This is a genomic window from Roseovarius sp. (assembly GCF_027019125.1).
In the GTDB taxonomy this organism is placed as follows: Bacteria; Pseudomonadota; Alphaproteobacteria; order Rhodobacterales; family Rhodobacteraceae; genus Roseovarius.
Window position 1 is genome coordinate 15,125 of record NZ_JALUXE010000009.1, and the last position, 17,925, is coordinate 33,049.

A 17,925-nucleotide genomic window follows, 5' to 3' on the forward strand; every position below is an offset into this window, starting at 1 on the left:
CGCTCAGACCGCCACGCAATCCGCGAAATAGCGCGTCACGCCGTCCTCGCCCACCTCCTGCACCAGCCCGTGAATATCGGTCTCGAACCCGGGGCATTCGCGGGCGAATTCGCGGTTGAACCGCAGATATTGCACGATGGTCTTGTTGAACACCTCACCGGGGATCAAGAGCGGGATACCCGGCGGATAGGGCGTCACGAGGCTGGTGGTCACGCGCCCTTCGAGATCGTCGATGGCGACCCGCTCCGTGGTGCGCCGCGCGATATGGGCAAAGGCCTCGCTCGGCGTCATCGCCGGAGTGAGGTCGCTCAGATACATTTCCGTCGACAGGATCGCCACATCGTATTTCGCATAGAGCGTGTGAACATGCTGGCACAGATCCCTTAGCCCCATGCCCTCATAGCGCGGCTGCTTGGCGCAAAACTCCGGCATCGCGCGCCACATCGGCTGGTTCTTGTCGTAATCGTCCTTGAACTGTTGCAGCGCGGTCAAGAGCGTGTTCCACCGGCCCTTGGTGATGCCGATGGTGAACATGATGAAAAAGCTGTAAAGCCCGGTCTTCTCAACGACGACCCCATGCTCGGCCAGATATTTCGTGACGATCGAGGCGGGAATCCCCGACTTCTCGAACCGTCCGTCCAGATTGAGGCCGGGGGTGATGATCGTGGCCTTGATCGGGTCCAGCATGTTGAACCCCGGCGCCATCTCGCCGAAGTCATGCCACGACTCTTCCCCATCCGAGGCCTGCACGCCATGGGCATCGGTGCGTTTGAGCACCCAGTCCTTGGCCGCCCCGATCCCCTCTTCCTCCACGACGTCCGGTCCCCAGACCTGGAACCACCAGTCGTCCTCGCCGAACTCGGCATCGACCTTTTGCATGGCCCGCCGGAAGTCCAGCGACTCGGCGATGCTCTCCTCGACCAGCGCCGTGCCCGCCGGCGGCTCCATCATGGCCGCGGCCACATCGCAACTCGCGATGATGCTGTATTGCGGGCTGGTGCTGGTGTGCATCAGATAGGCCTCGTTAAAGAGGTGCCGGTCCAGCTTGGTGGTCTGGCTGTCCTGTACCAGCACATGACTGGCCTGACTGATCCCCGCGAGCAGCTTGTGAATCGACTGGGTGACATACGTCACCGATTGCTTGGGCCGCTCCCGCGACCGGCCCATCGCGTGAAAATTGCTGTAGAACGGGTGAAAGCTGGCATGCGGAAGCCACGCCTCGTCGAAATGCAGGTTGTCCACATAACCATCGAGCACATCCTTGATCACCTCGGTGTTGTAGAGCACGCCATCATAGGTCGACTGCGTCAGCGTCATGATCCGTGGCTTCACGGTATCGGGATCAACCCCCGCCAAGAGCGGGTTGGCGCGGATCTTGGCCTTGATCGCGTCAATCTCGAACTCACCGCGCGGAATCGGCCCGATGATGCCGAAATTGTTGCGCGTGGGGCGCAGGAACACGGGAACTGCCCCGGTCATGATGATGCTGTGCAGGATCGACTTGTGGCAATTGCGGTCCACGACCACCACGTCACCGGGGGCCACGGTGTGATGCCAGACCATCTTGTTGCTGGTGCTGGTGCCGTTGGTCACGAAAAAACAGTGATCGGCGTTGAAAATCCGCGCGGCATTGCGCTCGGACGCGCCAATCGCCCCGTCGTGATCCAAGAGTTGCCCCAGTTCCTCGACCGAATTGCACACGTCGGCGCGCAGCATGTTCTCGCCGTAGAACTGGTGATACATCTGGCCGATCGGGCTCTTGAGGAATGCCACGCCCCCCGAATGACCGGGGCAATGCCACGAATACGACCCGTCCTCGGCATAATCCAGCAAGGCGCGGAAAAACGGCGGCTGGATACCCTCGAGGTAGATCTTGGCCTCCCGGATGATATGACGCGCGACGAATTCCGGCGTATCCTCGAACGCATGGATGAAGCCGTGCAATTCGCGCAGGATGTCATTGGGCAGGTGGCGGCTCGTCTTGGTCTCGCCATAGACATAGATCGGCACATCGGCATTCTTGCGCCGCACCTCCTGCACGAAAGTGCGCAGGTTGGTGATCACCGGATCAATATCGGGGCCGGGGCTGAACTCCTCGTCGTCAATCGACAGGACAAAGGCGCTGGCGCGCGATTGCTGCTGCGCGAATTGCGACAAATCCCCATAGCTCGTGACGCCCAGAACCTCGAATCCCTCGTCCTCCATGGCCTTGGCCATGGCCCGGATACCCAGCCCCGAAGAGTTTTCGGACCGGAAATCTTCGTCGATGATGACAATGGGAAAGTGGAACTTCATGGACTTCTCCTTTCAGGAGATCAGCAGAGGGGCGGTCACACCGAGCATAGCGACAGGACCCCCCAAATGCCCGGGAAATCCGACTCGGCGCAGCTTTTTTCCGCTGCGCGACCCAAGGTCAAGCCCCGCCGCGACCCCAAGGCCACTTTGCGCGCGCTCCTGCCGCCAGCCCGGTCAGAGACCCAGTGCGCGGCGCCGCCCCTCGGCCATTTTCTTGATCAGATGATCCGCCGCCAGCCCGATGAAGGCCACGGCAAACCCCAGCACAAGCCCCTTGCCCACATCGGTGGAACTGAGCGCGCGCTGCATTTCCTGCCCCAGATCCTGCGTCCCGATAAAGGCCGCGATGATCACCATGAACAGCGAGAACATCAGCGATTGATTGATCCCCACCATGATGGTCGGCAGGGCAAGCGGCAGTCGCACATGCCACAGGCTCTGACGGCGCGTCGCCCCCGACATATCCGCCGCCTCGATCACCGTCTCCGGCACGCCGCGCAGACCCTCGATGGTATAGCGGATGAGCGGCACCGCGGCAAAGAGCACCACCGCCCCCACCACCGCCACATCATTGACGCCAAAGAGCATGATCACGGGAATGAGGTAGATGAAACTCGGAAAGGTCTGGAGACTGTCACACAGCAGCAAGACCCGCTTGGCCCGCGCCTCGTGCCGAGCGGCCCAGATACCCAGGGGAAAGCCGAAACTCGTCGCGACCGCAACCGCCACCAACACGGTGTAAATCGTGATCATCGCCCGATCCCACCAGCCGGTGATCGCGATATAGCCGATAAAGCCCACGCAGATCAGCGCCGACCGCCAGCCGCCCACCGCCAGCCCCGCCGCCGCCACCAGCGCCAGCACCGCCGTATAGGGCAACCACAAGAGCGCATCGCGCACCGGAATGAGAACCCAGGTGATCAGGAACCACCGCAACCATTGCGTGACCGGATCAAGCGCCACGATCACCCAGGACATCATCGCATCCAGCGGGTCCGCCACCGACAGCGATTGACCCCGCCCGACCTCGGCAAAGAAAGGCACCACCGCCGACAGGGCAAAGCCCAGCGCCATCAGCACCGCCCAGAGGCTCAGCACCCGGTGCCGCGCCACCCATCCCAGCCCCGGTTCGTGATGCACGGGCTGTAACGCGACCCAGGCCTTGGAACAGCGGTCCAGCGCCACGGCCAGGAGAACAATGGTAATGCCGATCTCGATCGAGCGCCCGATCTTGAGCGCCTGCAACAGTTGCAACAGCTTCTGCCCAAGTCCCGGCATACCGATGAAACTGGCCAGCACCACCATCGCCAGACATTGCATGATGACCTGATTGACCCCCACCAGAATCTCGGTCCGCGCCGTGGGAATACGCACCCGTGTCATCAACTGCCAAGCCGTGCTGCCACACATCTTGCCGCTCTCGATCACCTCGGGCGGCACCTTGCGCAGCCCCAGCAGGGTCATACGGATCATCGGCGGCACCGAGAAGATGATCGTGACAATCGCCCCCGCCTTGGGCCCCACCCCGATGAACACCACGACCGGGATCATATAGGCGAAATGCGGCAGGGACTGCGCGATGTTGAGCAGCGGATTCATCACCGCCTCAAGCGGGCGCCAACGCCACGTCGCCACCCCGACCACCAGCCCCAGCAACACCGAAAAGGGCGCGGCCACGACGATCACCGACAGGGTCTCCATCGCCCATTTCCATTGCCCCATCAGCGCGATCCAGACAAAGGTGCCCCCCGCCAAGAGCGCCAGTCGCAGCCCGCCCAGCCAATAGCCCAGACAGCCCGCGCTCAGCGCCACAACGATCCATGGCAGCGGGCCGATGCGGGGCCAGCGGTTCTTGCCATAAAGAATATTCGCCGTCACATCGAGCAGCCACTCGATCCCGTCGGCAAAGGCGCGGGTTACATGGATCAAGCCCAGATCGTCGCGCAGCCAGGTAAACAGCGCGTTGATCCAATCCGCCAAAGGCAGGATCAGCCCCTCCGCCGGGCGCATCAACCCCTCGGGCAAATAGGGCCGCGCAAGGATCAGGCAAAGCGCCAGACACAGAACCATCCACGCCGGGCTCAGCCGCAACCGCGTGGCGGGGGCGCTTGGAATGGCGCTCTCGCTCATGCCTGACCCCCGAGCAGCACATCGAGCGCCTCCTTGCGGCTCAGCACGCCGGTCACGCGCCCCGCCTCATCCGCCACCGGCAGGATCTCGCGCGGATCGTCGATCAACTGCCGCGCCAGCGCGCGGATCGTGCTCTTGCCTGCCACCGGCAGCCCCTCGGGCATCACGCCGTTGATGGGCCGCGCCAGACCTGACGCATGCACCACCCGCGCCTTCTCGATCTCTTCCGTGAACTTGCGCACATAATCCGTGGCCGGGTTCAGCACGATCTGATCGGGCGTGTCGCATTGCTCGACCGCGCCATCCTTCATGATGGCAATCCGATCCGCCAACCGCAGCGCCTCGTCGAAATCATGGGTGATAAAGACAATCGTCTTGCCCAGCATCCCTTGCAGGCGCAGGAACTCATCCTGCATCTCGCGCCGAATGAGCGGATCAAGCGCCGAAAACGGCTCGTCCAGAAACCAGATATCCGGCTCGATGGCGAGGCTTCGGGCGATCCCCACCCGCTGCTGTTGGCCGCCCGACAATTCGCGCGGGAAATAATCCTCGCGCCCGCCAAGGCCAACAAGGTCGATCACCTCCAGCGCCCGCTTGCGCCGCGTGGCCCGGTCCTGCCCGCGCATTTCCAGCGGAAAGGCCACATTCTCCAGCACCGTGCGATGCGGCAACAGGCCAAAGCTCTGGAACACCATGCCCATCTTGTTGCGCCGCAGTTCGATCAACTGCGCCTCGCTCAGCGCGCCAATGTCCTGCCCCTCGACCGATACCGTGCCGCCGGTGATCTCGATCAGCCGCGAGAGACACCGCACCAGCGTCGATTTGCCCGAGCCGGACAAACCCATGATCACCAGCATCTCGCCGCGCGCGATGTCGAGCGACACATCGCGCACCGCCGAGATATAGCCCGCCTGCCGGATCGCCTCAAAGCCGGGATCGCCCTCCAGCCCCCGCAGATAGGCCTCGGGCGACGGCCCAAACAGTTTCCAGACATTGCGGCATGAAATGACGGGTTCAGACACCGGCACGCGACACCCCCTTGTTTTCAATGGTAAAACCCCACCCATGGCGCGCCACGGGCGGGGCGGATTTCAAGCCTCGATCAGTTGATCCAGACCTTCCAGACGTCGCCGTTCTCTTCCAGCCAATGCGCGGCGGCCTCTTCCGGCTCCATCTCGTCGATGTCCACCAGCTTGGCCATTTCCGCAATCTGGGGGTTGGTAAAGCTGATCTGTGTCAGCACCTCGTAGGCGTCCGGCCACTTGTCCTTCATCCCGTCCCAGGCGGCCTTTTTCAGATAGCCATTCGCGGGATTGCCGCAATCATAGGTCTTGTCCGGGTTCGGCCCGACCGCCGGGTCCTTGTCGCACCCGTCTACCCATTCGGGGAACTCCACGAATTCTCCCGGCCAGACGGCTTCGGCGAAATTCGGCGTCCAGTTGAACAGAACGATGGGCTTCTTGGTCTTTTCGGCCGCGCCAATTTCCGCCCAAAGGGCTGCGGCAGAACCGGCATTGACCACCTTGAAATTCATGCCCAGCCCGTCAACCCGCTCCTGGTCATGCTTGAGCCAGTCCACCGGCCCCCCGAGGAAGCGTCCCGCATCGCCGGTCTCGGGCGTGGCAAAGGCTGCGGCACAGTCATTCAGCGCCTGCCAGTCGGGCAGGCCGGGGCAGGCCTCCTTGGTCCACATCGGATACCACCAATCCTCGCGCGTGACCGCGTTGTGATCGCCCGCATCATGCAAACCGCCCTTTTCCAGCGCAGCGCGGAACGACGCGCCAAATGCGCCTTCCCAGACCTCAAGCTCCAGCGCCACATCGCCCAGACGCACCGATTCATAAACCGACTGGCTGTCAGTCGAGACATATTCCACGTTATTGCCCATGGATTCGAAAATCTGGCCTACCACATGGCTCATCACGATCTGGCTCGACCAGTTGTGAATGGGGATAACGATCGGATCCTCGGAATCCGCCAAGGCCCCGGTCGCCGCCATGGCGAGCACGGCAGCCCCACCGATCAGTCGCAAACGTCGTGTCATTCTAGAAAACTCCCTGTTTGATACATCCCGCCCGTTTTCCGGGCTTTGGTGCAGAAAGCTTACGGATCGGATATGAATACGTCAGAGGGGCGGCATGAACGAACTGGACTTAATTGTGAAAAATTATTAACAGGAGGAAACCGCGCAGAGGGTGCCACGGTGGCCAGACCCGCCCATATCGTCATCATCGAGGATGAGCCCGTCACCCGCACCACGCTGGCGGAGTATCTGACGTCCCATGGCTATACCGTCACCGCCTTTGACAGCGCCGAACGCGCCGAAGCGATGCTCGACAGCGACCGCGCCGACCTCTTGCTCGTGGACATCACGCTTGATGGCAAGGACGGGCTCCAGATCACCCGCGAACAGCGCGCGCGCTCGGATATCGGCATCATTCTCACCACCAGCCTCAGCGATGACGTGGACCGCATCGTCGGTCTGGAGCTGGGGGCGGATGATTACGTCTGCAAGCCGTTCAATCGCCGCGAACTGCTGGCGCGGATCAAGAACCTCCTGCGCCGGACCGAGGTGCAGCGCCGCCTTTCGCGCCAGACCCTGCGCTTTCACGGTTTCACCTTTGCCTTTGCCACGCGCCAGTTGACCGGCCCCGATGGCCACCCAATCCGCCTCACCCGCGCCGAATACGAGGTGCTGGCCGAACTCTTGCGCCATCCCGGCGCGGTGCTCAGCCGCGAGCGGCTGATGACCGTGATCACCCACCGCCAAGAGCATCCCGACACCCGCACCGTCGATGTGATCATCCGCCGCCTGCGCACCAAGCTCGAAGAAGACCCCGGCGCGCCGCGCCTCATCACCACCGCCCATGGCGAGGGCTACGTGTTCACCGCCACCCTGGACTGAGGCATCAGCGCCTCCGCAGCCCGCAACAGCGTGGCCCGCGCCGTCGCAATCTCTTCGGGCAGATCGGCCATGTTCGCCCGGATCGCCGCCGCGTCGCCGGCGCGCGCCGCATCTTCCACCGCACGCAAAACCGCACTCAGGCCCGGCAGGCTGAAATTGCCCGCCGCGCCCTTCATCCGGTGCGCCACCTTGGCCACGCGCGCGGCATCCTCTGCCGAAGCCGCCGCCGCCAGCCCCTGCGCCTCGTCCGCGACCCCATCAAGATAAAGCCGGATCGCCGCAATCGTCTGCTCCGGCCCCAGATCGGCCAGCATCCCGCCCAGAACGTCACGCGCTCCCCCCGTGACGCGCGCGGCCGACCGCGGCGACAGGAACACGCCACGCCGCTGCCCGCCCGTCACCTGCGCAATCGCCGCCGACAGGCGCTCGGGCGATACTGGCTTGGCCACGAAACAATCCATGCCCGCGTCCAGTTGCTCGGCTACCTCTTCCTCCTGCACATGCGCGGAAATGCCGATCACCGGCAGGTCCCGCCCCTCGGGCCGCGAACGCAGCCGCCGCGTGGCCTCGGTGCCCGACAGGCCCGGCAGGTTCACATCCATCAGCACCAGATCGAACCGCTCGCGTGTCAGCCGCTCCAGCGCCTCCTCGGCGCTGCCCACACAGACTGCGGTATGCCCCATCCGTTCCAGATAGCTGCGCGCGACCATCTGGTTGACGCCGTGATCCTCGACGATCAGCGCATGCAGACTGCGCCCCGCCCGCTCCGGCACCCATTCCGGCACGCTCTCAGCCAAGAGCGCCGGATCGGCCAGATCGAAATCCGCCATGAAGGTAAAGACCGATCCCACATTCGGCGTGCTCTCGACACTCAGCGCGCCGCCCATCACCTCCGCGAACTTGCGACAGATCGCAAGGCCAAGCCCGGTGCCGCCATAGCGCCGCGCCGTCAGCCCGTCCTCCTGCTCGAAAGCTTCGAAAATGCGCTGCCGCGCCTGCGCCGAAATCCCCTTGCCGGTATCGCTCACCTCAAGGATCAGCGTGACCCGCCCCGCCCCTGCGGACCGCACCCGCAGCCGCAAGACCACCTCGCCCTCTTCGGTGAACTTGACCGCGTTCGAGACAAGGTTGAACAGGATCTGCCGCAGCTTGGCCATGTCGCCCATCACCGCCGCGGGCGCATCCTCGGGCAGATCAAGGCACAGCACGATCCCCTTCTCCCGCGCGCCCGGCTCCAGCAGGGTCACGATCACCCGCATCACCTCCGCCACCGAAAACACCACCTGCTCCAGATGCGCGCCGCTCAATTCGGTCTTGGAATAGCTCAGGATGTCATTGAGGATCGTCAGCAGGCTCTCGCCCGAGGCGCGTGCCGCGCGCAATTGCTCCAACTGCGCCTCGGCCAACCCCTCGGCCGACAGGTTGCGCAACATCCCCAGAACCCCGTTCATCGGCGTGCGAATCTCGTGGCTCATCATGGCGAGGAATTCCGATTTCGCCCGATCCGCCGCCTCTGCCTTTTGCCGTGCCACCGCATGCGCCTCGACCTCGCCGCGCAAGGCTTCGGTCTTTTCCGCCACCAACTCCTGCAAGGCATTGCGATGCCGCGCCAATTCCTCCTCGTTGCGCCGCCGCGCCGCCTCCAGACTGCGGTTGGCGATAGCCTGCTGACGAAACACCTCGACGGCGCGCTCCATGCCCGCAATCTCGTCGCTGCCGCGCGGTGCCACGCGCATATCAAGCTGCCCCGCCGCCAGCCGCGTCATCATATCCGACAGGTTGTCCAACCGCCGCGAGATATTGCCGCGCACGTAAAACCACAGCACCGCCAGCGACAGCAAGAGCGCGACACCCGCCGCACCCGCGCTGCGCCACCGCGTCGCCCGGATCACCTCGAGCGAGGCCGCTCCGGCGCGCTGCGCCTCCGCCTGCACCCGGCTCGCCAGATCCGTCACCGCCACATGCAACCCGTCCGCCGACACCCGCAGCGCCGCCTGCGCGCTCTCGATCCGGCCATCCAGCCCCAGAATAGCCTCGGTCAATCCCAACAGGCCCCCCGGCCCCGCCGGATCGCTGAGCGTGAGGATCGTGGCCAGCAGGGTCTGTGCCTGCGCCGCCCGCCCCGGATCGCGGATCGCCGCCACGCGCCGCGCGACAATCTCGGTCCGCTCCCCCAGCGTGGCGCGGATCGGGGCCAGATCGCCCGCATCGCTCAGCCCGGCAATCCGGTTGAACAAGAGCCCGATTTCCGCCGTGCGCGAACGCAATTCGAACATCAACCCCAACTCGAAGAGATCGACCTCGATCAGCTTGTCCAGCGTCGCCAGATGCTGCGCCTGCCCCGGTTCGTCGTCATACAGGTTCGAGATCACCGCCGCCGTGCCCATCTCGGCATTGGCCACCAATGTATCGGCCATGTTGAGCAAGGCCTGCGTCGCCCCTAGCGCGCGGTCCAGCCCCTCGCGCCGCGCCTGCACCAGCGACAGCCGCTGCTTGACCAGCCGGTCAAGCTCGGCAATCCCCGCCTCCATCGCCACCACGGCACGGGTCAACTCGCCGCCGCTGCCGCCACCATGCTCCGCCTGAAACCGGCTCAGATGATCCGAAAGCGCCGCCACCCGCGCGCCCAGATAGGCGGCCCGGTCGCGCCGCGCCGCCTCGTCATCCACCGCCGCCAATTCCGGCGCCACCGTGATGATCGCCGAACTTTCCTCGGTAAAGCGCCGCATATCCGACAGAACCGGGATCGACCTGTCATAAAGCTGCTGTTGCGCCCGCGTCACATCGCGCAGTTCGAACCAGCCAAAGAATCCCGCCAACGCAGGCAGCCCGGCAATCACGAGAAACGCCGCCAACAGACGCGCGCCCAATCCGGTTCTGCTCTTCATCCGGCCCTTCCCGCTCCGCCCATGTTGCAGTCCATCCGCGACAGTCTATAGTAATTTCCGCAGAGGAGTGAGCGTTTCATGCAAAGAATAATCGCCTGTATGCTGGCGCTTCTGGCCCCCCTGCCCCTCGCCGCCGATCCATGGGCGCTGCAAACCCATACCTTGCCTTTCGATTACACCAGCCCGGCGCGCCCGCTCGCCTATCAACCGCTCGACCGCGCCGCGTCGCGCTGGACGATCTGCGTCTCCTATCCCCATCTCAAGGACGCCTATTGGCTTTCGGTCAATTACGGCATGGTCGAAGAGGCGCAGCGTCTCGGCGTGGGCTTTCGTCTGGTCGAGGCAGGCGGTTATCCCAATCTCGACCGCCAGATCGAACAGATCAGCGATTGCGTGGCCCAAGGGGCCGATGCCCTCGTGGTGGGCACCGTGTCCTTCGAGGGGCTGACCCCCACGGTTCAGGCGCTCTCGCAAGAGGTGCCGGTCATCGCCGCCGTCAATGACATCGCCGACCCCGGCATCGCGGCCAAGGCAGCGGTGTCCTGGTACGAGATGGGCGCGATCACCGGCCGCTTCATCGCCGACCGCCACCCACAGGGCAGCGCCCCGGTGCGGCTCGCATGGTTTCCCGGCCCCGAGGGCGCCGGTTGGGTCGGCTTTGTCGAGGCAGGCTTTCGCGACGCCATCGCCAACAGCGCGGCGCAGATCGTGCTGACCAAATATGGCGACACAGGCCGCGAAATTCAGGTGACGCTGGTCGAGGAAACGCTCGATAGCGGGATCGAGATCGACTATATCGTCGGCAGCGCCCCCACCGCCGAGGTTGCCGTGTCGATCCTGCGCGCGCGCGGGCTCGAAGGCCGGATCAAGATTGTCTCGGATTACATGAGCCACGCCGTCTTTCGCGGAATCCGCCGGGGCCGCATCCTCGCCGCGCCCACCGATTTCCCGATCATGCAGGGCAAACTCGCCATCGAAATGGCCGTGCGCGCCATCGAGGGCACGCTCGAAACACGCCACGCCGGCCCCCGGATTCAGCTTGTGACCCCCGATATGGTCGGCAATACCGACCTCGCCGAAACGCTGGCCCCCGCCAGCTTTATCCCGGTGTTCGAACTGGACTAGCACGCAACTTGCAGTCATCATGGCGACACGGTCGGACGACGGGGCCAGAGCAGGGACAAGAGCGGGCAGCGCGGCGCACAACGCCCCACCGAATGACCCGCCAAATCCTGCTGATCCCGGCGCCGCCGTCGTAATTGGTACGTCCTGGGCAAGAGGCAGAGCATGGCAAAAAGCGCAACGATCAAGAAAGCTGCCGCCCGACCGGTCGCGGCAGAACCGGCCGCCGTGCTCAATCTGCCGATGTCGCGCGGCAATCCCTACCAGCACCTGATCTACGCCGCGACCGAGGCCGGTTTTCGCCCCGCGCCTCTGGCCAAGACCGAGATCACCGATCTGCCCCGCTTGCTTGCCGAGGGGCACCGCCTCTTGCACCTGCATTGGGATGACCTGATCTTTGGCCGCTCCCGCGACAGCGCCGCCAATGCCAGCGAGGCCGAGCGCGACTTGGCGGCGCTCGCGGCGTTCAAGGCCGGGGGGGGCCGCATCCTCTGGACCGTGCACAACCGCAGCCCGCATCGCGACATGGACCCCGAGACCTTTCGCGCCGCGCGCGCCCGTATCGTGGAACTCGCCGATCTGGTGCATGTTCACACCCCCGATGCCGCCCTGCACATGCAGAGCGACTGGGGGGTCGACCCCGCCCGCCTGCGCATCATTCCCCACCCCAGTTATCTGGGCCAATACGAACCCGCCGCCACCAGTCTTGCCCGCGACCTGCCAGACTGCGACGCGCGCGCCTTTCTGTTCTTCGGGGCCTTTCGCGCCAACAAGGGGCTGGACAAGCTGGTCGATACCGCCCGCACGCTGATCCGGCGCGAGACGCCCTTTCACCTTCACCTCTGCGGCCGCGCGGCGCGCAGCCATCAAAAGCTCTTTCGCGGCCTCTCCGATGCCCCCGCGATCTCCATCACCGACGAGGCCGTGCCGGACGAGGACGTGGCCGGCATCTTTGCCCGCGCGCAGGTCTTCGTGGCCCCTTTCAGCAATCTCTTCACCTCAGGCTCGGTGATGCTGGCGCAGGGTTTTGGCCTGCCGGTGATCGGTCCCGATACCGAGGCGCTGCGCGCCCATGTCGCCCCGGAAAACCACGACCTGCTCTATGATCCCGGCGCGCCGCGCGGCCTTCTGCGGATGATGACCCGGCTGGTCGACATGCCCGATGACGAATTGCGCACCCGCCGCGCGGCGGCCTTTGCCCTCGCCGAGGATCGCGCGCCGTCGCGCATCGCCGCCCAGATGATGCAGGTGCTTGCCGACCTGCGCGACGGCACCGGGGCCAGCCTGCATGCGGTGCAGCCCACCCCCATCGCCCCGCCGCGCAAGACCCCCTCGCCCGAGGCCCGCGCGCAGCAACGGCTCGCCGATCTCACGCGCACTCTGGGTCTCGCTGCCCCCCTGCGCATCCTCGACATCGGGGCCAACCCGATGAACCACGACGCCCCCTACAAAGAGCTTCTGGCCGCCGGTCACGCCCATGTCACCGGCTTTGAACCCCAGCCCGAGGCTCTGGCCGCCCTCAACGCCCGCAAATCCCCGCACGAGACCTATTTCCCCGATGTCGTGGGCGACGGAGAGACCCATCGCCTCAACCTCTACCGCGGCTCTGGTCTGGCCTCGCTCCTCGAGATCCGCCAGCCGACGCTCGACCACCTGCTCGGCCTGCGCCGCGCCGCGCGTCCCACAGGCCATGTCGACCTTCCCAGCCGCAAACTCGACGAGATCGACGGCATCGGCCATGTCGATTTCCTCAAGATCGACGTGCAGGGCGCCGAGGCGATGATCTTCACCCACGCCCAAACCGCGCTCTCGCAGGCGCTTGCGGTGCAGACAGAGGTGAATTTCTTCCCCCTCTACGACAATCAGCCCTCCTTCGGCGAGATTGACCGCCTGCTACGGGCGCAGGGGCTGGTGCCCCACTCCTTCCTGCATATCGAAAAACGCCTGCTGCGCTCGCGCTGGCTGGGCCGGATCGAGGATGCCACGCCGCAGCAGATGCTCGACGGCGACATCCTCTACCTGCGCGATCTCTCCCGCCCCGATACGCTCGACAACGACGCCCTGCGCAAGATCGCGTTGCTTTGCGATACCTGTTACGGCTTCACCGACGTCACCCTGCGCTGCCTCGAACTTCTGGTCGACCGAGGCGAGATCAAGCCGCGCGTCGCCGAACGCTTCATCGACAGCCTCTGACCGCGTCAGCCCACCCGATAGGGCAGCACGCCGCGCTCGTCCGGCGTCACCTGTAGCCGCCGTTCCAGCGGCGGCACCGAGCGTTGATGACAGTCCGCCCGCTCGCAGATCCGGCAGGAAATGCCGATCGGCTCGAACGCCCGCGCGTGGCTCACATCCAGATCGTCGGCATAGACCAATTCGCCCGCGTGCTTCACCTCACAGCCGAGGCCGATCGCAAACCGCCGCACCGGCGCGCCGAAACTGCCCCCCGGCTTCGAGACATCGCGCGCAAGGCTGATGTAGCGCACCCCGTCCGGCGTCTCCGCCAATTGCCGCAGGAACCGCCCCGGCGTCTCGAAGGCCCGATGCACATTCCAGAGCGGGCAGGCCCCCCCGAACCGCGCGAATTGCAACCGCGTCGCCGAATGGCGCTTGGTGATGGTGCCCGCCTGATCGACCCGCACGAAGAAAAACGGAATCCCCTTGGCCCCCGGCCGCTGCAAAGTCGAGAGGCGGTGACAGACCTGTTCGATCGAGGCCCCGAAGCGATGCGCCAAAACCTCCAGATCGTGCCGCACCTCCTGTGCCGCCGCCAGAAAGCGGCCATAGGGCATCATCGCCGCCCCCGCGAAATAATTGGCCAGCCCGATCTTGGCGATCGACCGCGCCGCCTCCGACTGAAACCGCGCGAAATCCAGCGTCGCCTCCAGCAACTGATCCTGCGTCACAAGCGCCATTTGCAACAAGAGCTGAAAGCGGCGGCTCTCGGGGGCCGCGCGCGACGACAGCGTCAGAACCCCGGCGGCGCGGTCGTAATGGCGCAATCGCGCCGTGTCCGCCTCGACCACCGTGATGCCCAGCCCCGCAAGGCGCGCGCAGGCCAGATCCGAAATGGGCTGTCCGCCGCCGGCTTCGGCAAACCGCTCTGCGGCATGATCCACCGCATCTATGTAATTGTCGCAATAATGAAAGAAATCGCGCACCTCATCCCAGGGGCTTGTCTGGTTGCGCGCATCCTCGCGCCCCAGCGCCTCGTCCAGGCTCGCCAACCGCTCGTGGGTCTGGCGATAGGCGCTGTGCAACTCCAGAAACGCCCGCGCCAGCGCCGGCGCATTGGAGGCCGTCAGCCGCAGATCGGCCAACGGCGGCGGATCGTCGCCAAACACCGGATCGGCCAGCGCCTCGCGCATGTCGCTCACCATCCGCTCGGCATCGCCCGTGCTCAATTCGGTGACGTCGAAGCCGAATTCCTGCGCCAGTGCCAGAACCACCGTCGTGCTCACGGGCCGGTTGTTGTTCTCCATCTGATTGAGATAGGGCAACGACACGCCCAGCTTGCCCGCGAAATCCTTTTGCGTCAGGCCCAGTCTCTGCCGCGTCTCGCGCAGCTTGGCCCCGGCATAGAGTTTCTGGATTGCCATGGCGCGCACCCTTTGCAACTTCGCATCCACGCCAGACTACATTTGCAAAGACGCGCGGGCAATCCCCCGCCGCGCGCAGCCCCATGGACAGCGCCGCCACAACCGCTAAGCTGACCCTGACACACAGCATCAAGAGGAGCGCGCGCAGATGCCGGACCCGGCGATCCTTCTCGAATGGGCCGGGTTTGCCGCCCGCTGGCTGCATGTCGTCACCGCCATGGCCTGGATCGGCACCTCCTTTTTCTTCATCGCCCTCGATCTCGGGCTGCGCCGCGCGCCCGACCTTCCCCCGGGCACGCAGGGCGAGGAATGGCAGGTGCATGGCGGCGGATTTTACCACATCCGCAAATACCTCGTGGCACCCGCGCAGATGCCCGACCACCTCACCTGGTTCAAATGGGAGAGTTACGCCACCTGGCTGTCGGGCGCGGCCCTGCTGATGCTGGTCTATTGGGCCTCCGCCGATCTCTTCCTGCTGAGCGCCGACAGCCCGCTCACCGCGACCCAGGGCATCGCCCTTTCGGCGGGCTCGCTGGGTCTGGGCTGGCTGATCTACGACAATCTCTGCAAGTCGCGGCTTGCCGCCCGGCCCACCCTGCTCATGCTCCTGCTCTTCGCGCTGCTGACCGCGATGGGCTGGGCCTATGCGCAGGTCTTTACCGGCCGCGCCATGATGCTGCATCTCGGCGCCTTCACCGCCACGATCATGACTGCCAATGTCTTTCTCGTCATCATGCCCAACCAGCGCATCGTGGTCGCCGATCTGCGCGCCGGGCGCAGCCCCGAGGCGCGCTATGGCCAGATCGCCAAGCTGCGCTCGACCCATAACAACTACCTCACCCTGCCTGTCATCTTCCTGATGCTCTCGAACCATTACCCGCTCGCCTTTGCCACGCCGTACAACTGGCTGATCGCCGCCCTCGTGTTCCTGATGGGCGTCACCATCCGGCATTTTTTCAACACGCTGCACGCCCGGCGCGGACGGCCCTGGTGGGCCTGGGGCGTGACCGCGCTGATCTTTGCCGCGATCGTCTGGCTCTCGACACTGGGCGCCGCAACCAACGCAGACACTCCTTCGAAAACCGCAAACCTCAGCCCGGCCCAGCTCCGGCTCACCAAAGCCCCCGGCTTTGACACGGTGCAAGAGATCGTCGCCCTGCGCTGCGCCATGTGCCATGCCGCCGAACCGCTCTGGCCCGGCATGATCCACGCCCCCAAGGGCGTGATTCTCGAAACCCCCGCCGACCTCGCCCGTCAGGCCCGCGCGCTCTATCTTCATGCCGGGCTCAGCACCGCCATGCCGCCCGCCAACCTCACCGCGATGGAGCCTGCAGAGCGCGCCACCCTCATCGCCTGGTATCGGGCGGGCCGGGCCGCGCCCTGACCTCGTAGCGCGCCGAATCAAGCCCGGCCTTCAACCAGCCGATTTCTCGCAACCGCGCCTGCGCTGTCAGCGCATGATGTTCCATCCGTGCCTGATCCGCCGTCTCCAGCGCCTTCATGTCGCTGACCGAAACAAGGCCCGCCACCGGCACCCCGTTGCGCAGCACCATCACCCGCTGACCGCCCGCGGCCAGATGATCCACCACCCGGCGCAGCAGGGTCCGCACCCGGTGAATCGGCATCTCGTCATACATCGCCCGCCTCATGCCTTCCTGATCCCGCCACTCTGCCAGACGGGGGTTAAGAAATCGTTGCGCCCGGCGCGCGCTGCGCGCAAACCCGATCCGGGACCTTACAAAATCACCTGCAAGACCTTACAAAGCTTACATCAGACCTCAGCCCGGAGCGCGCCCATGAAAATCGCCACCGCCGCCTATCCGCTCGACGCGCTCGCCTCCTGGGCCGACTACCGCCGCAAACTCTCCGATTGGGTGACCGAGGCCGCCGCGAACGGGGCCGATCTCGCCGTCTTTCCCGAGTATGGCGCGATGGAACTGGCCACGCTCGCCGGGGCTGAGGCGGCCGGCGATCTCGAACGCTCGCTCCACGCAGTTTCCGACGTGATGTCAGAGGCTTACGATCTGCACGCCGAGCTTGCGACGCGCCACGATCTGCATATCCTGGGGGCCTCCGCCCCGGTCTTTGACCCCGAGCTTGGCCCGCGCCCCGTCAACCGCGCCATGCTCTTTACCCCCACCGGCGCGCGCGCCGCGCAGGACAAGCAGATCATGACCCGGTTCGAGCGCGAAGACTGGCATGTCGCCCCCGGCGGCCCGCTGCGCCTCTTTGACACGAGCCTTGGAAAAATCGGTATCCTGATCTGTTACGATAGCGAATTTCCCTTGCTGGGCAAGGCTTTGGCCGATGCCGACCTGATCCTCGTGCCCTCCTGCACCGAGGCGCTGACCGGCTATTCCCGCGTCCGCATCGGGGCCATGGCCCGCGCTCTTGAAATGCAATGCGTGACCGTCATGGCCTCGACCGTGGGCACCGCGGATTGGTCCCCGGCGGTCGATAGCAATTGTGGTATGGGTGGCGTCTTTGGACCCCCAGATACAGGGTTTCCGGCCACGGGCGTCCTCGCCGAGGGCACGCTCAACCGCCCCGGCTGGACCTATGCCGAGGTCGATCTGGACCGCATCGCCCACGTCCGCGCCGATGGCGTTGTCCTCAACCGCCGCCATTGGGACGACCAACTGGGGCGCGACGTCACAGTCACATCTGAGCGCCTGCGGTGATTAGACCCTTGAAAACTGCGTAAAACAGGCGCATTTACTAGCGCGTTCCGCAAAACGGCGGGGCGCCACATCAAGGAGAGACCATGGCCAAGGAAGACACGCTCGAATTTCCCGGTGTCGTCAAGGAACTCCTGCCCAACGCGACATTCAGGGTCGAGCTTGAAAACGGCCATGAGATCATCGCACATACGGCAGGCAAAATGCGCAAGAACCGCATCCGCGTTCTTGCCGGCGACAAGGTGCAGGTGGAAATGACCCCCTACGATCTGACCAAGGGTCGGATCAACTATCGCTTCAAGTAAGCGACT

The 17,925-nt window shown here is 65.0% G+C and carries 13 protein-coding genes; 6 read left to right on the forward strand and 7 right to left on the reverse strand.

Features of this window, described 5'->3' with window-relative positions; translation table 11 throughout:
* Positions 1-3: 3 nt before the first annotated feature.
* The 4 genes from MVC20_RS05305 to MVC20_RS05320 form a co-directional block, all read right to left on the reverse strand.
* Positions 4-2,295: an arginine/lysine/ornithine decarboxylase gene (locus MVC20_RS05305; protein ID WP_297539182.1), complete on the reverse strand. Its 2,292-nt coding sequence runs from the start codon at positions 2,293-2,295 to the stop codon at positions 4-6.
* A 174-nt stretch (positions 2,296-2,469) separates the two neighbouring features.
* Complete coding sequence (locus MVC20_RS05310) at positions 2,470-4,425, reverse strand: ABC transporter permease subunit (RefSeq protein WP_297539184.1); 1,956 nt, start codon at positions 4,423-4,425, stop codon at positions 2,470-2,472.
* Positions 4,422-5,453, reverse strand: a complete 1,032-nt coding sequence (locus MVC20_RS05315; protein ID WP_297539187.1) for a glycine betaine/L-proline ABC transporter ATP-binding protein — start codon at positions 5,451-5,453, stop codon at positions 4,422-4,424. The genes MVC20_RS05310 and MVC20_RS05315 overlap by 4 nt, the downstream gene beginning before the upstream one ends.
* A 74-nt stretch (positions 5,454-5,527) precedes the next feature.
* Complete coding sequence (locus tag MVC20_RS05320; RefSeq protein ID WP_297539189.1) at positions 5,528-6,469, reverse strand: ABC transporter substrate-binding protein; 942 nt, start codon at positions 6,467-6,469, stop codon at positions 5,528-5,530.
* 159 nt (positions 6,470-6,628) lie between these two features.
* Here MVC20_RS05320 and MVC20_RS05325 point away from each other — a divergent pair, with 159 nt between their 5' ends.
* Complete coding sequence (locus MVC20_RS05325) at positions 6,629-7,330, forward strand: response regulator (RefSeq protein WP_297539191.1); 702 nt, start codon at positions 6,629-6,631, stop codon at positions 7,328-7,330.
* On the opposite strand, the gene MVC20_RS05330 is transcribed toward MVC20_RS05325, so the two are convergent.
* Positions 7,303-10,218: an ATP-binding protein gene (locus MVC20_RS05330; protein ID WP_297539193.1), complete on the reverse strand. Its 2,916-nt coding sequence runs from the start codon at positions 10,216-10,218 to the stop codon at positions 7,303-7,305. The genes MVC20_RS05325 and MVC20_RS05330 overlap by 28 nt on opposite strands.
* Positions 10,219-10,296: 78 nt before the next feature.
* Between MVC20_RS05330 and torT the strand changes: the two genes are divergently transcribed.
* Both torT and MVC20_RS05340 read left to right on the forward strand, forming a co-directional pair.
* Positions 10,297-11,343, forward strand: a complete 1,047-nt coding sequence (gene torT, locus MVC20_RS05335; RefSeq protein ID WP_297539196.1) for a TMAO reductase system periplasmic protein TorT — start codon at positions 10,297-10,299, stop codon at positions 11,341-11,343.
* A gap of 162 nt (positions 11,344-11,505) precedes the next feature.
* Positions 11,506-13,533: an FkbM family methyltransferase gene (locus tag MVC20_RS05340; RefSeq protein WP_297539198.1), complete on the forward strand. Its 2,028-nt coding sequence runs from the start codon at positions 11,506-11,508 to the stop codon at positions 13,531-13,533.
* Positions 13,534-13,538: 5 nt separating this feature from the next.
* On the opposite strand, the gene MVC20_RS05345 is transcribed toward MVC20_RS05340, so the two are convergent.
* Complete coding sequence (locus MVC20_RS05345; RefSeq protein ID WP_297539200.1) at positions 13,539-14,936, reverse strand: helix-turn-helix transcriptional regulator; 1,398 nt, start codon at positions 14,934-14,936, stop codon at positions 13,539-13,541.
* Positions 14,937-15,084: 148 nt separating this feature from the next.
* On the opposite strand from MVC20_RS05345, the gene MVC20_RS05350 reads away from it, so the two are divergent.
* Positions 15,085-16,320 carry a urate hydroxylase PuuD gene (locus MVC20_RS05350; protein ID WP_297539202.1) on the forward strand — a complete coding sequence of 412 codons (1,236 nt, stop codon included), beginning with the start codon at positions 15,085-15,087 and terminating at the stop codon, positions 16,318-16,320.
* On the opposite strand, the gene MVC20_RS05355 is transcribed toward MVC20_RS05350, so the two are convergent.
* A complete protein-coding gene (locus MVC20_RS05355; RefSeq protein WP_297539204.1) occupies positions 16,283-16,585 on the reverse strand; it encodes a type II toxin-antitoxin system Phd/YefM family antitoxin in 303 nt (100 codons plus the stop codon). The two genes, MVC20_RS05350 and MVC20_RS05355, sit on opposite strands and share 38 nt — an antisense overlap.
* Positions 16,586-16,732: 147 nt before the next feature.
* Here MVC20_RS05355 and MVC20_RS05360 point away from each other — a divergent pair, with 147 nt between their 5' ends.
* Entirely contained in the window at positions 16,733-17,617 is an 885-nt protein-coding gene (locus MVC20_RS05360; RefSeq protein ID WP_297539206.1) for a carbon-nitrogen hydrolase family protein, read from the forward strand.
* An 83-nt stretch (positions 17,618-17,700) separates the two neighbouring features.
* Positions 17,701-17,919 carry a translation initiation factor IF-1 gene (gene infA / locus MVC20_RS05365; protein WP_005978431.1) on the forward strand — a complete coding sequence of 73 codons (219 nt, stop codon included), beginning with the start codon at positions 17,701-17,703 and terminating at the stop codon, positions 17,917-17,919.
* The last annotated feature ends 6 nt before the right edge of the window (positions 17,920-17,925 follow it).